Here is a 13,555-nt window from a genome sequence, read left to right on the forward strand (position 1 = left end):
TCTTGCCAACACTGAACGCCCGGAAATAGAGTCCCTACATATTCACGATCAGGAACTGTGTTCAGAATACCGAACAACTTCTGATGTGTGGCCGAGGACCGGAAGGAAACACGGTGGCAGCAGCACCAGTCTGGAGCGTCGACCCCCGCACCGGGAAGCCGCGTGAGCAGGTTGCCGTGGAGGCTACAGCGGAGGAGGTCGACCGTGCGGTCCGGGCCGCACATGCCGTAAGCGATGCGCTCGCCGACCGCACCGTACGCGCCGCATTCCTGCGTACCGCGGCGGAGCTGCTCACCGAGGCCGGGGAGCACGTCACCGAGGCCGCCGACGCCGAGACCGCGCTCGGACCGGCCCGGCTCACCGGTGAACTCGCCCGCACCGCCGCCCAGTTGCGCGCGTTCGCCGAGGTCGTCGACGAGGGCGCCTTCCTCGACATCCACATCGACCACGCGGACGCCACCCGGACCCCGCCGTGGCCCGACCTGCGCCGCTACAAGATCCCGCTCGGCGTCGTCGCCGTCTACGCGGCCGGCAACTTCCCGCTCGCCTTCTCCGTCCCCGGCGGCGACACCGCCAGTGCCCTGGCGGCCGGCTGCCCGGTCGTCGTCAAGGCACACCCGGACCACCCCGCCACCTCGGAGCTCTGCGCCTCCGTGCTGCGCCGGGCCGCCGCGAAGGTCGGGCTGCCCGAGGACGTACTGATCCTGGTGCACGGATTCGAGGCGGGCGTCGAGCTGGTCAAGCACCCGCTCGTGGCCGCCGCCGGGTTCACCGGCTCCATCCGCGGCGGACGGGCGCTGTTCGACGCCGCGGCCGCCCGGCCGGCCCCGATCCCGTTCCACGGCGAGCTCGGCTCCCTCAACCCCGTCGTCGTCACCGAGGCGGCCGCCGCCGAGCGCGGCGAGCAGATCGGTGCCGGGCTCGCGGGCTCGATGACCATGGGCGCGGGTCAGTTCTGCACCAAGCCCGGCTTCGTCCTGGCCCCCGCCGGTGAGACCGGCGACCGGCTGCTGAAGGCGCTGACCGAGGCGGTCAGCGACACCGAGGCCGCGGTCCTGCTCGACCACCGGATGCGGGACGCCTTCGTCGCAGGCGTACGCGAACGGGTCGAACTCCCCGACGTGGACGCCCCGGTCACCCCCGGCGCGGGCGGCGACCACACCGTCTCCGCCGGCTTCCTGACCGTTCCGGCACAGCTGCTCGCCACCGAAGGGCCGCACGACGCGCTCCTGGAGGAATGCTTCGGCCCGGTCACCGTCGTCGCCCGCTACGCCTCCGAGGACGAGATCGCCGCCGTCCTCTCCCGGCTCCCGGGCAACCTCACTGCCACCCTCCAGATCGCCACGGAGGCCGCCGACACCGACGCCCCCGGACTCCTTGCGGCCCTCACCCCGCTGGCCGGCCGGGTCCTCGTCAACGGCTGGCCGACCGGAGTCGCCGTCGCCCCCGCCCAGCACCACGGCGGTCCCTACCCGGCCACCACCTCCACCTCCACGTCGGTCGGCGCCACCGCGATCGAGCGCTGGCTGCGCCCGGTCAGCTACCAGACGACGCCGGAGTCCCTGCTGCCGCCGGAGCTGCGCGAGGACAACCCGCTGGGCCTGCCGCGCCGCGTCGACGGGCGTCGTGCGTGACGGTGAGCCTTCCCGAACTCCGGGGGGCGCCGTTGCGGCGCCCAGCCCCCGGGGCGGGGGTTTTGTCCTCAAGCGCCGGACGGGCTTGATGTGTGCGTCTGGTCCCTGGTGGTGCCGTCGCCTTGTCGGGTGGGGTGGTCCGGAGCCCCTCCGGGGCGTCTCCTCGGGCAACGAACGTTCGGCGGGCACGCGAGGGGAGCCCGGGTCTTTGTTCGTCGCCCTGCGGGGACTCCCCTGCACGCCCCCGGACCGGCCGTCGCGCGTAAGCGGCCCGGTAGGCGCTCCTGTCACGACCGCCGGGTCGCGGCCGCGAGTGATGCCTGGGTGGGACCGTGCAGGGGAGTCCCCGCAGGGGCCGGCGCACGTGCCGGGCTCCCTGGAATTGCCGGCTTCCGCGCCAGTCCTGAGGAGACGCCCCGGAGGGGCCCCGCCCACCCCACCGCCAGGCGGAGGCGGGCCCACCCCGTTGCCGGGCAACACATCCCAAGCCCGTCCGGCGCGGGCCGGCGCAACCACGGGCCGCCCGGAGACGTCCCTCCCCGCATGATCAGAACTGCCGCGCCCGCCGATCTCGACGCCATCGTCCAGCTGCACACCGAGGCCCGCGCCACCTACTACCGGGGGCACCTTCCGGAGGAGGAGTACGCGGGCGCCGCGGAGGTCGGGCGCAGCCGCGCCGGCTGGTCCCGGGCGATAGACCGCCCCGACGCCACCGTGCTCTGCGCCGAGCGGGACGGCACCCTCGCCGGCATCGCCGCCTACGCCCTACGCGACGGCGACATGACGCTCACTCAGCTCCATGTCGCGCCGGCCCACTGGCGTACGGGAATCGGCACCGCACTCCACACCGCCTGCGTCGACGCCTGGCAGCGGGCCGGAGTGGACAGCGCCCGTCTGGAGGTCTTCGTGCACAACACCCGCGCCCAGGCCTTCTACGTCCGGCACGGCTGGACCTCCGACCCCGCGCACCCGCGCCACGGCACCCATCTGGCGCTGCGCCTCGCGGTCGGCCCCTGACCCGGAGGTCCTTCAACTAGCCTTGGCCCGCGACGACCTGGCCGACGGACGAGGTGCGACGGAGGCGGTTCATGCGACGTGTGGTGCGGGGCTTCTGGGGTCCACGGCAGGAGACGGCCGAGGAGCTGACCCGGCGATGGAAGCTCACCCTGGACCAGCTTGCCGAGATCCTTCCGGCGGGCGGCTCGGGTGCGGTGTGGACGTGGTGGCAGATCCACTCGTCCGGGCCCGCCACGGATCTCCTGCCGAACGAGGATTCCCTCCTCACCGCTCTGCGCGCGGCCCGGGAAGCCGACGGCTGGTCGGACCGTGTCGGGTTCGGGCTGCGACTCCTCCTCGCGGGCGAGCCGGACTGGAAGATTGAGGTCAGTGGGAACGCGGGCGGCACCTCGGAGTACCTCCTCCAGTCGATGGTGATCGGTATCAAATCGCCGGACACCGCCGAGATCCCCGACGGGGATCTCCTTACGGTTGTCGCCGAGGCGTGGGAGCCCGACTGCGGCGATGTCACCGACGGCGACGTGCTCGACGTCTTGGAGGACGATGCGGGTTTCGCTGGCGGTGAGCCTTGCGTCGGCTGGGTCGGCTATCTTTCCCGGGCGCGCGCGGCGCTGCTGCCGGAGGGCACGAAGGCCGGGCGCAAGGAGCTCAGCGCCGGAGGCGTACTCCTCGACATCGCTCCGCACGGCAACGTGAAGGACGTACTCCAGGCCAATCTGCGGTTGCGGTACGCCGGTGCGCTGGAGCCGCTGCCCCGCCCGATGGGCCGGACCGCCCTGTGACCGGCCGGACCGGCGAGATACCCCGGACCTACACGCCGGGCGGTCTCCGACATTGAGGCGTTGCTCGCGCCTTTCACTGCTCAGCTGCGCACCAGTGGCAGCGAGGCGAGACGTCTGTCGATGGTCACAGCCACGAACTCCGGTACCTCGAAGCTGTGTTTGATGTCGGCCCATGAGGTGGTCAGGGCTTCCACCGTCTCCCGCACGGTATCCGTGATCAGCTCGGGCGCCAGCCTGAGTGCCGGAGAGAGCCCCCGGAAACTCTCCGTGGTGATCAGCTCGGTGTTCGTGGTGCCACCGAGTGGGAACGCGAGCTTGTGGTCGGCCTTCGGGTACGCAGTGACACACACCAGGTCGTACGCCGGAGACAGCCGTGCCTGACGACCGGTGGGGTAGCGCAGAGTCCAGTTCTTGAGGTGTGCGTCGGCGTTGCCCATGAGGGTGAAAGCGACGAGACGGCGAAGGTATTCGATGGCATCCTCAACAGGGCACACGGCGCTGACGACACGTCCGATGCCTTCGTAGTTGGCTTTGTCGTACTTTGCCTCAGCGGATACCTCGCGTACCTGGGCGAAGTCTTCCTGATGCACACGCCCGTTGTCCGTCCGGTCGAAGCGCCGGATCGCGAGAGCGTGTTCATCCGGCTCGATCGTGCCCTCGGGCAGATTCCGAATGTGGGTGCCTGGTACGAGACGGGACTCGGGAACGTCGATGCCGGCTCTTCCGGCCCACTGAAGCATGGCGAATTCATTCTCCGGGACAGCGGGAAAACGCTGGTCGGGAAGTTTTACGATCCAGTCGCCACCGCTGCCCGTGGCAGGGAGCACGAGGGCCTTTCCCTCGTATCGCATGGAGAACTTCGGCTGGACTCCGGCCAGTGAGAAACGCAGAGCATGCTCGTGCTCACACACGCCGGTGGGTTCGTGGTCCGGGAGCCCGTCGAGCGGGACGTCAGGAACCACCCGGACCGCGCCCGGCAGGTCCTCACCCAGGTGGCTGAGCAGTACAAAATCGTGGAGCTTCTTTTTACTGAGTTCTGTGGCAACCATGTGCCGCAGACCGCTGCCGGGTTCCGGTAGCAGGTTGGCGAACCATTCCGGGACGCTTCCGCTCCCCGAGCGGCGTTTACGTGGATCCCGCTCGAATCCCTGCCCCAGCACCGGGTGTTCCGCGACGGTTGTCCTGGGCGACCCAGACGGGAAGCCAGTGTTCGCGGGGCCCGTCCTCGTCCACACGGATCGTTCGACTCATTCGACTTCCGCTCTAGCTGAAACATTTGTGACAGTCGATAGCGTAACGCTGGATCGGCGTTCGCCGCGCCGAACTGCCTGCTGACCCGGGACGGCCGTGCGTGCTCCATGGATGGTGCCGTGCCTACCCTCGGGAATGAGCAGGTCCGCCGCTGTGTTCGATCTGGCGTGCGGGGGATTTCTTTACACTGCCCGAGACCCTGGAGAGAAGAAGAGTCATGCGCGTCGAGATCTGGAGCGACATCGCCTGCCCCTGGTGCTACATCGGGAAGGCCAGGTTCGAGAAGGGCCTGGCGGGGTTCGCCCATCGCGATGAGGTCGAGGTCGTGCACCGGTCCTTCGAGCTCGACCCGGGCCGGGCCAAGGGCGACACCGCGCAGGTGATCGACATGCTGGCGCAGAAGTATGGGCGTACGCGTGAGGAAGCGCAGGCCATGGAGGCGAACGTCGCGGCCAACGCGCAGGCCGAGGGGCTCGGTTACCTCACCGAGGGCCGCGACCACGGCAACACCTTCGACATCCACCGCCTGCTCCATCTGGCCAAGGCCCGCGGCCGCCAGGACGAGTTGCTGGGCCTCGCCTACCGGGCGAACTTCGCCGAGGAGCGTTCCGTCTTCGACGGTGACGTGCTGGTCGAGCTGGCTGTCGAGGCCGGGCTCGACGCCGACGAGGCGCGTGCCGTGCTCGCCGACCCGCAGGCGTACGCGGCCGAGGTGCGGGCCGATGAGCAGGAGGCGTCCGAGCTGGGTGCCAACGCCGTGCCGTTCTTCGTGCTCGACCGGCGGTACGGGATCTCCGGCGGCCAGCCTGCCGAGGTCTTCGCGCAGGCGCTGGAGCAGGCGTGGAAGGACCGTCCGCTGACCGCGATCGGCTCGGAAGCGGCGGCCTGCGACGCCGACGGGGCGTGCGAGGTCCCGCACTCCGGCGGACAGGGCTGACCCGCTCTGCCCCGCCCAGCTGCAGACATAAGCACTGCTTGGAGAGCCTCCTCAACCCTTCGTGATTGACGATGAGTTGAGGGGGCTCCAGGGTGGGCGTATGGAGATCTCCTCGCTCACCCAGGCGGTAGGCGCCGAGTTTGCGCCCAAGACCACGTATCTCAACACCTCCAGCTGCGGGCTGCTGCCCCGCCGCACCGTCGAGGCGGTGAAGGCACTCGCCGACGAGAACGCCGCGGGCACCGGTCCGGGCGCGGGCAGCTTCGACGCCGTGGACGCCGCACGGGTCCGGTTCGCGGGGCTCGTCGGCGTCGGCCCCGACCGGGTCGCCACCGGCAGCTCGGTCGCCGTGCATGTCGGTCTGATCGCGGCCTCGCTGGCGCCGGGCGCCGAAGTGCTCGTTCCTGAGGGGGAGTTCAGCTCGGTCGTCGGCCCCCTCGCGGCCCGCGGGGATCTGCGGATGCGGTACGTCCCACTGGACGGCATGGCCGAGGCGGTGCGGCCCACCACGTCGCTGGTCGCCCTCTCCTCCGTGCAGTCCGCCGACGGCCGCCTCGCCGACCTTGACGCGGTCCGGGCCGCGGCCACCACGCACGGAGCCCGGGTCCTGCTCGACGCCACCCAGTCCGCGGGCTGGCTGCCGCTGGACGCCGGGGCGTACGACTACACCGTCACCGGCGGCTTCAAGTTCCTGCTCTGCCCGCGCGGTACGTCGTTCCTCACCGTCACCGAGGAGGCACAGGAGACCCTGCCGCCCCTCTTTGCGAGCTGGGTGGCCGGCGAGGACCGCTGGAACAGCACCTACGGTCCGATCGGCCGACTCGCCGGCACCGCGCGCCGCTTTGACGAGGCGCCCGCCTTCCTCGCGTACCACGGTGCCGAGCACTCCCTCGCGCTGCTGGGCGAGGTCGGCATCGACGCCCTTCACACCCACGCCACCGGGCTCGCGGCCCGCATGCGGGCGGGGCTGGCCGGGCTGGGGCACGAGGCGGTGCCGGGGGAGTCCGCGATCGTGGCCGTGCCTGGACTCGGCGGGCGGGAACCGGAGCTGGCGCGGGCCGGGGTGATGGTCTCGAACCGGGCGGGTGGTCTGCGCGCGGCTTTCCATCTCTACAACACGCAGGCCGACGTGGACCGGGCCCTGGACGTGCTCGCCGGCTGAGCCCGCCGGGATGCCCGGCTGATCCCCCGGCGCCCGCAGAATCAGCCGCCGCCCAGGGGAGTCCGAAGGGACCCCCGCCGACCTTGGTGAACATCTTCGTGCTTACGGTGTAAAAAGGGCGATATGGTGCAACCTTTCGGCCGATTCCGGAGCGGACAGGTTCGGTCACTCACGGGCAAGTACCCCCAGAGCCTTGCAGGGCAGGTCTTCGCTCTGCAGGTGGCTGTCGTGGTGCTGCTCGTTGCGGCCGCGGTGCTGGCGCTCGTACTGCAGTCCCAGCGCGACAGCAACGCGGAGGCGAGACATCGTTCGGTCGCCGTCGCGCAGACGTTCGCGCACTCACCGGGCGTCGTGGCCGCACTGAAGGCCCCCGATCCCTCCAGGGTGCTCCAGCCGCTCACCGAGGCGGCGCGGAAAACGGCCGGCGTCGACTTCATCGTGGTGACGGACACAAAGGGGATCCGCTACACGCATCCCCGGCCGGAGCTGATCGGGAAGAAGGCCGTCGCCACCATCGGGCCGCCGCTGGCCGGCCATGTGTACGTCGAGAGCGTCAAGGACCCGCTCGGCTACGAGGTGCAGGCGACCGTCCCCATCTTCGATCACGGGCACAAGGTCGTGGGTCTGGTGTCTGCGGGCATGCAGGTCGAGAAAGTGACCGGCATGGTGTCCCGGCAGATTCCGATCATCCTCGTCGCGGGAGCGGTCGCGCTCTCCGTGGCCACGGTCGGGACGGCGCTGGTGGCCAGGCGGCTGCAGCGGCAGACCCACAGTCTGGGCCCCGCCGAGATGACGCGCATGTACGAGCATCACGACGCGGTGCTGCACGCCGTGCGCGAAGGCGTGCTCATTGTCGGCAGCGACGGCCGACTGCTCCTGGCGAACGACGAGGCCAGACGGCTGCTGGATCTGCCGCACGACGCCGAGGGGCAGCACATCCCGGACCTGCCCAGCCTCGATCCCGGCACGGTGGAGCTGCTGACCTCGGGCCGCCCGGCCACGGACGAGGTACACCCTGCGGGGGACAGGCTGCTCGCGGTGAACCAGCGGCTCACGGATCGTCACGGTGGCCCCGAGGGGACGGTCGCGACCCTGCGCGACACCACGGAGCTGCGGGCGCTGTCCGGCAGGGCAGAGATCGCCCGCGAGCGCCTGAGGCTGCTGTACGACGCCGGGCTCGGCATCGGCACCACCCTCGACGTCGTGAGTACGGCCGAGGAACTGGCGAAGATCGCGGTCCCCCGGCTGGCCGACTTCGCCACCGTCGATCTGGCCGACCCGGTCATGCACGGGGACGAGCCGACAGGCGCGGACACCGACATGCGCCGCGCCACCGTTCACGGCATCCGTAACGACCACCCCCTCTACAAAACCGGTCACCTGATCAGCTTCCTCCCCTCCACCCCACAGGCACAGGCATTCCGCACCGGCCGGCCGGAATTGGTACCCGACCTGTCCGCCGCACCCGGCTGGCTCGCCCAGGACCCGGAGCGGTCACGGATGATCGTCGATTACGGCATCCATTCACTCATCACGGTCCCCCTCCAGGCACGGGGCGTCATCCTGGGCATGGCCAACTTCTGGCGCTCGGAGAAACCCCAGCCGTTCGAGGAGGACGACCTGTCCCTGGCCGAAGAACTGGCCGCCCGAGCAGCGGTCAGCATCGACAACGCCCGCCGCTACACCCGCGAACACGCCATGGCGGTGACCCTGCAGCGCAGCCTGCTCCCACGAGCCCTGCCCGAACAGAGCGCCCTCGAGGTCGCCCACCGCTACCTGCCCGCACTCTCCGGAGTGAGCGGCGACTGGTTCGACGTGATCCCGCTCCCGGGCAGCCGGGTGGCCCTGGTCGTCGGGGACGTCGTCGGCCACGGCCTGCACGCAGCCGCCACGATGGGACGGCTGCGCACCGCCGTGCACAACTTCTCCACACTTGACCTGCCACCCGACGAGATCCTCGGCCACCTCGACGACCTCGTCGGGCGCATCGACCAGGAAGAGGAAGAAGTAGAAACGACCCCCGGCGCCGGGATCACGGGCGCCACCTGCCTGTACGCGATCTACGATCCCGTCTCCCGCCACTGCTCAATGGCACGGGCCGGACACCCCCTGCCCGCCCTGGTCCAACCCGACGGCAGCGTGTCCTTCCCCGATCTGCCGGCCGGCCCGCCCCTGGGCCTGGGCGGCATGCCGTTCGAGACCGCGGAACTCGAGCTCACGGAGCGCACACAACTCGTCCTCTACACCGACGGACTCATCGAGGACCGCACCCGGGACATCGACGTGGGGATGGAGCTGCTGCGCCAGGCACTGGCCTCCCACCCCGACCGGTCACCGGAGGAAAGCTGCCAGGCAGTGCTCGACGAACTCCTGCCCGGCCGGCCGAAGGACGACGTGGCGCTGCTCATCGCCCGCACACGGGCGATCCCGCCCGACCACGTCGCCGACTGGGACGTACCGTTCGACCCCGCCGCCGTGGCGCGGATGCGCGCTGCCGTGACCGAGAAACTCGACGACTGGGGCCTGTCCGAGCTCGCGTTCGCCACGGAACTGGTACTCAGCGAGCTGATCACCAACGCCATCCGCCACGCCTCCGCACCGGTCACGATACGAGTAATCCACGACCGCACCCTGACCTGCGAGGTCGCCGACAGCAGCAGCACCTCACCCCACCTGCGGTACGCCACCGCAATGGACGAAGGAGGCCGCGGCCTGTTCCTCGTCGCACAACTGGCCGAACGCTGGGGCACCCGCTACACCCCCCAGGGAAAGGTCATCTGGGCAGAGCTTCCCCTGCCCCGACCCGACGGGACCGGGGACGGCACAGCGTTCTTGAACATCTTTGACGCGGAACTCTGAGGCAGGTACCCGTGGAGCCTGACCGACGGGTCCGCGTCCCGGGGCCCGCGTCGCGAGCAGTGACCCCATGTCCGTCATGGTGCGATCTCAGTCAGGAGATCGAAGGAGATCACGTCGCCGGGCCGCAGGGGCAGCCACCCCGGGACGGCCGCCCGAGCAGCTTCTTACTGCTCCTGGCCGGCCTCCTCCAGCGGCGCACTGCGCCACTTCCACGAAGTGACCCGGGGACGCCCGGGCAGCTCGGCGCGACCGGTGGACCAGAGCAGTACGGTCCACCGGTCGGCGTCGTCCGGGGCGTCCGGGAACAGCCGGGCCAGTACGCGGTCGCACAGATCGGCGGGCGGTGCCCAGGAGATGTCCAGGCCCCGAACGACATCGTGCGTATGCACCAGGGTCTCCACGATTCCCATCGCGGCGAAGCCCTCCGGGTCCGAGATCCCGTACGCGTGGAACGAGCGGACATCCGCCAGGGTCGTCCGTACCATCGCCGTCAGCAGTGCTCCGCTCGCCTCCAGGGTCTGCAGCAGTCCGACCGCACCGGCATCGGGGTTGGCGAAGATCGCGTTGGCCGGGCCGCCCTTGCGGTCGGCTCCCCAGCGGTACGGCACGTCGCGGTCCAGCGGCGGCTTCTTCGGGCCCAACTGGGCTGCGTACGCGAAGAGATCATCGTTCAGATGCTCCACGGTCTCCCAGGAGTCCCATTCCAACGTCCCGGCGGGCGCCCGCCAGTGGTCCTCGGGAACCTCGCGGAGCGCGGCGAGCGAGAGATGTACCGCGGTGGTCACGTCGTCCGCGGTGACCGGCAGCCGGGTCGCCGTCAGCGTGGCCCGTTCCGCGGCGCTGCACTCCACGCAGAACTCATTGCCCTCGGGGTCGGCGAGCGTCGCCCAGCCCCGGCCGTTCGGCTTGCGGTGGTCGCCGACGAGAGTGGCGCCGAGGGCGAGCAGCCGCTCGACTTCCTCGTCACGGGTACGGTCCTGCGGCTGGATGTCCAGATGGACGCGGTTCTTGCCGGCCTTGGGCTCGGGTACCGAAATGAACAGCAGCGCGGCGCCGGGGGTCTCGACGAGTGCCTCGGGATCACCGGGCCGATCCTCGTCGGACAGCTGCGCACCGAGCACCTCGGCCCAGAAGCTGCCGAGCTTGTAGGCGTCGGCGCAGTCGATGGTGACGTGTCGTACGAGTGAAGTCATGCCCTCACTCTCGCTGCTGACGGACCACCGGGTCCACCCGATTGTGCCGGTGGGCGGGGACGGCCCGAGCCGCCCCCGCCCACCGCGCACCGCCTCATCCCACCGGCGAGAAGTCCCGCGACCCGATGAACTCCGGGCGCCTGGCCGGCGCCGCGAACGGTTCCTCGGCGGCGTTCTCCACACTGTTGAAGACGATGAAGACATTGCTGCGCGGGTACGGGGTGATGTTGTCCCCCGAGCCGTGCATGCAGTTGCAGTCGAACCAGGTCGCCGAACCGGCCGGCCCCGTGAAGAGCCGGATGCCGTACCGGTCGGCCATCCTGGTCAGCGCCTCGTCGGACGGGGTGCCGGCGTCCTGCATCCTCAGCGACTTCTTGTAGTTGTCCTTCGGTGTCCTGCCCGCGCACCCGAGGAACGACTTGTGCGAACCGGGCATGATCATCAGCCCGCCGTTGGTGTCGTGATTCTCGGTCAGCGCGATCGACACGGACACCGCCCGCATATGCGGCAGACCGTCCTCGGCGTGCCAGGTCTCGAAGTCCGAGTGCCAGTAGAACCCCGAAGCGCCGAACCCCGGCTTGACGTTGATCCGCGACTGGTGAACGTACACGTCCGAACCGAGGATCTGGCGGGCCCGGCCCACCACCCGCTCGTCGCTGACCAGCCGGGCGAAGACCTCGCTGATCCGGTGGACCTCGAAGACCGAGCGGACGTCCTGCGACGTGGGCTCGATGATCGAGCGTTCGTCGGCCCGGACCGCGGGATCGGCGATCAGCCGGTCGAGCTCGGCCCGGTAGCCGTCGACCTCGGCGGGTGCGATCAGCTCGTCGACGGTGAGGAAGCCGTCACGCTCGAACCCCTGCAGGTCCTTCACGGCGACCGGACCGGGGGCGCCGGGCGCCGACCAGATGACCGGGTCCTGGCGGGGTGTGATCAGCTCGGCCGAGCCCCGGGTGGGATACAGATCGGCGCGTACATCAGTGGTCATGGTTCAGCCCTCCTCGGTCAGCAGGGGATAGACGCCGTTCTCGTCGTGGTCCTCCCGTCCGGTGACGGGAGGGTTGAAGACGCAGACGCAGCGGAAGTCGGTCTTCGGGCGCAGCGTGTGGTGCTCGTGCCCGTTCAGCAGGTACATCGTGCCGGGGGAGATCCAGTGCTTCTCGCCGGTCTCGTCGTTGGTGAGCTCGGCCTCGCCCTCGGTGCACAACACGGCCTCGATGTGGTTCGCGTACCACATCGACGTCTCCGTGCCCGCGTACAGCACGGTTTCGTGGAGCGAGAAGCCCACCTTCTCCTTGGCGAGCACGATGCGCTTGCTCTCCCAGGTGCCGGAGGCGGCCTTCACATGGCGGTCGGTGTTCTCGATGTCACTGAACGATCGGACGATCACGGTGAGTCGGTGCCTTTCTCTTCTTTTCTCTTCTGTCTCTCTGCGTGCCGGGGTGTCAGGCGGTTTCGCGGACGCAACGGGCCAGCGTGCGCAGGCCCTCGTCCAGTTCCTCGGGGGTGACGGTCAGGGCCGGCAGCAGCTTCACGACCTCGCTCTGCGGACCGGAGGTCTCCACCAGCAGCCCCAGTTCGAAGGCGCGGGCGCAGACCGCGGCGGCGCGCGACGCGTCGGCGAACTCCAGTCCCCAGACCAGGCCGCGGCCGCGGAACCGGGCGCCGAGCCGGGCATGTTCGTCGCAGATCGCCAGCAGTGCCTGCTCGATCTGTTCGCCGCGGGCCAGGGTCTGCTTCTCCAGCTGGCCGTCCGCCCAGTAGGCGTCGAGAGCGGCGGCGGCGGTGACGAAGGCGGGATTGTTGCCGCGGAAGGTGCCGTTGTGCTCGCCCGGTCCCCAAACGTCCAGCTCCGGACGGAACAGGCAGAGCGACATGGGCAGTCCGTAACCGCTGATGGACTTCGACAGGGTGACGATGTCCGGCGTGATGCCGGCCTCCTCGAACGAGAAGAACGCGCCCGTACGGCCGCAGCCCATCTGGATGTCGTCGACGATCAGCAGCATGTCGCGGCGGTGGCACAGATCGGCCAGCGCCCGCAGCCACTCGGGCCGCGCGACATTGATGCCGCCCTCGCCCTGCACCGTCTCGACGATCACGGCGGCGGGCTGGTTGAGACCCGAGCCCTGGTCCTCGAGGAGCCGCTCGAACCAGAGGAAGTCCGGGACCCGGCCGTCGAGATAGTTGTCGAACGGCATCGGCGTGCCGTGCACCAGCGGGATACCGGCCCCGGCCCGCTTGAAGGCGTTGCCGGTGACGGCGAGCGAGCCGAGCGACATGCCGTGGAAGGCGTTGGTGAACGAGACGACCGACTCGCGTCCCTTCACCTTGCGGGCCAGCTTCAGCGCGGCCTCGACCGCGTTGGTGCCGGTCGGGCCGGGGAACATCACCTTGTACGGAAGGTCGCGCGGGCGCAGCACCACGTTCTGGAAGGTCTCCAGGAAGGAGCGTTTCGCGGTGGTCGCCATGTCGAGGCCGTGGGTGATGCCGTCGCGCTCGATGTAGTCGATCAACGCGCGCTTCAATACCGGGTTGTTGTGGCCGTAGTTGAGGGATCCGGCACCGGCGAAGAAATCGAGGTACGTGTGGCCGTCCTCGTCGGTAAGCCGGGAGCCCTGCGCACGGTCGAACACGGCGGGCCAGCCGCGGCAGTAGCTCCGTACCTCCGACTCCAGGGTCTCGAAGACGCTCAGGGCTGGCGGGGTGATGGTCACAGGGGA

The 13,555-nt window shown here is 69.9% G+C and carries 11 protein-coding genes; 6 read left to right on the forward strand and 5 right to left on the reverse strand.

Translation table 11 applies throughout. The features are described from left to right. The first annotated feature begins 113 nt into the window (after window positions 1–113). The 3 genes from OH809_RS32245 to OH809_RS32255 all read left to right on the forward strand — a co-directional run bounded on the left by OH809_RS32245 (window position 114) and on the right by OH809_RS32255 (window position 3,433). Window positions 114–1,634, forward strand: coding sequence for an aldehyde dehydrogenase (NADP(+)) (locus tag OH809_RS32245; RefSeq protein ID WP_406418286.1), 1,521 nt, complete (start codon window positions 114–116; stop codon window positions 1,632–1,634). A 543-nt stretch (window positions 1,635–2,177) separates the two neighbouring features. Next, a complete protein-coding gene (locus OH809_RS32250) occupies window positions 2,178–2,651 on the forward strand; it encodes a GNAT family N-acetyltransferase (protein WP_406418285.1) in 474 nt (157 codons plus the stop codon). Between the two features lie 71 nt (window positions 2,652–2,722). Continuing rightward, a complete protein-coding gene (locus OH809_RS32255; RefSeq protein ID WP_406418283.1) occupies window positions 2,723–3,433 on the forward strand; it encodes an Imm52 family immunity protein in 711 nt (236 codons plus the stop codon). Between the two features lie 80 nt (window positions 3,434–3,513). Here the strand turns inward: OH809_RS32255 and OH809_RS32260 are convergent, their stop codons facing one another. Next, window positions 3,514–4,668 carry a type II toxin-antitoxin system HipA family toxin gene (locus tag OH809_RS32260; protein ID WP_406515989.1) on the reverse strand — a complete coding sequence of 385 codons (1,155 nt, stop codon included), beginning with the start codon at window positions 4,666–4,668 and terminating at the stop codon, window positions 3,514–3,516. Window positions 4,669–4,901: 233 nt separating this feature from the next. On the opposite strand from OH809_RS32260, the gene OH809_RS32265 reads away from it, so the two are divergent. From OH809_RS32265 to OH809_RS32275, 3 genes are all read left to right on the forward strand, one after another. Then, window positions 4,902–5,621 (forward strand): DsbA family oxidoreductase, encoded by a 720-nt coding sequence (locus OH809_RS32265; protein WP_406418280.1) that lies wholly within the window; start codon window positions 4,902–4,904, stop codon window positions 5,619–5,621. 100 nt (window positions 5,622–5,721) lie between these two features. Beyond that, a complete protein-coding gene (locus OH809_RS32270; RefSeq protein ID WP_406418278.1) occupies window positions 5,722–6,783 on the forward strand; it encodes an aminotransferase class V-fold PLP-dependent enzyme in 1,062 nt (353 codons plus the stop codon). Between the two features lie 123 nt (window positions 6,784–6,906). Beyond that, window positions 6,907–9,642, forward strand: a complete 2,736-nt coding sequence (locus OH809_RS32275; RefSeq protein WP_406418276.1) for a SpoIIE family protein phosphatase — start codon at window positions 6,907–6,909, stop codon at window positions 9,640–9,642. A 164-nt stretch (window positions 9,643–9,806) separates the two neighbouring features. On the opposite strand, the gene OH809_RS32280 is transcribed toward OH809_RS32275, so the two are convergent. The 4 genes from OH809_RS32280 to ectB form a co-directional block, all read right to left on the reverse strand. Further along, complete coding sequence (locus OH809_RS32280; RefSeq protein WP_406418274.1) at window positions 9,807–10,835, reverse strand: VOC family protein; 1,029 nt, start codon at window positions 10,833–10,835, stop codon at window positions 9,807–9,809. A 94-nt stretch (window positions 10,836–10,929) separates the two neighbouring features. Next, window positions 10,930–11,823 (reverse strand): ectoine hydroxylase, encoded by an 894-nt coding sequence (thpD, locus tag OH809_RS32285; protein ID WP_406418272.1) that lies wholly within the window; start codon window positions 11,821–11,823, stop codon window positions 10,930–10,932. 3 nt (window positions 11,824–11,826) lie between these two features. Next, window positions 11,827–12,225, reverse strand: a complete 399-nt coding sequence (locus tag OH809_RS32290; RefSeq protein WP_037691652.1) for an ectoine synthase — start codon at window positions 12,223–12,225, stop codon at window positions 11,827–11,829. Window positions 12,226–12,280: 55 nt separating this feature from the next. Beyond that, window positions 12,281–13,549 carry a diaminobutyrate--2-oxoglutarate transaminase gene (gene ectB / locus OH809_RS32295; protein ID WP_406515990.1) on the reverse strand — a complete coding sequence of 423 codons (1,269 nt, stop codon included), beginning with the start codon at window positions 13,547–13,549 and terminating at the stop codon, window positions 12,281–12,283. Between the last annotated feature and the right edge of the window lie 6 nt (window positions 13,550–13,555).

Origin of the sequence: Streptomyces sp. NBC_00873 (assembly GCF_045207415.1) — a bacterium.
Lineage (GTDB): Bacteria > Actinomycetota > Actinomycetes > Streptomycetales > Streptomycetaceae > Streptomyces.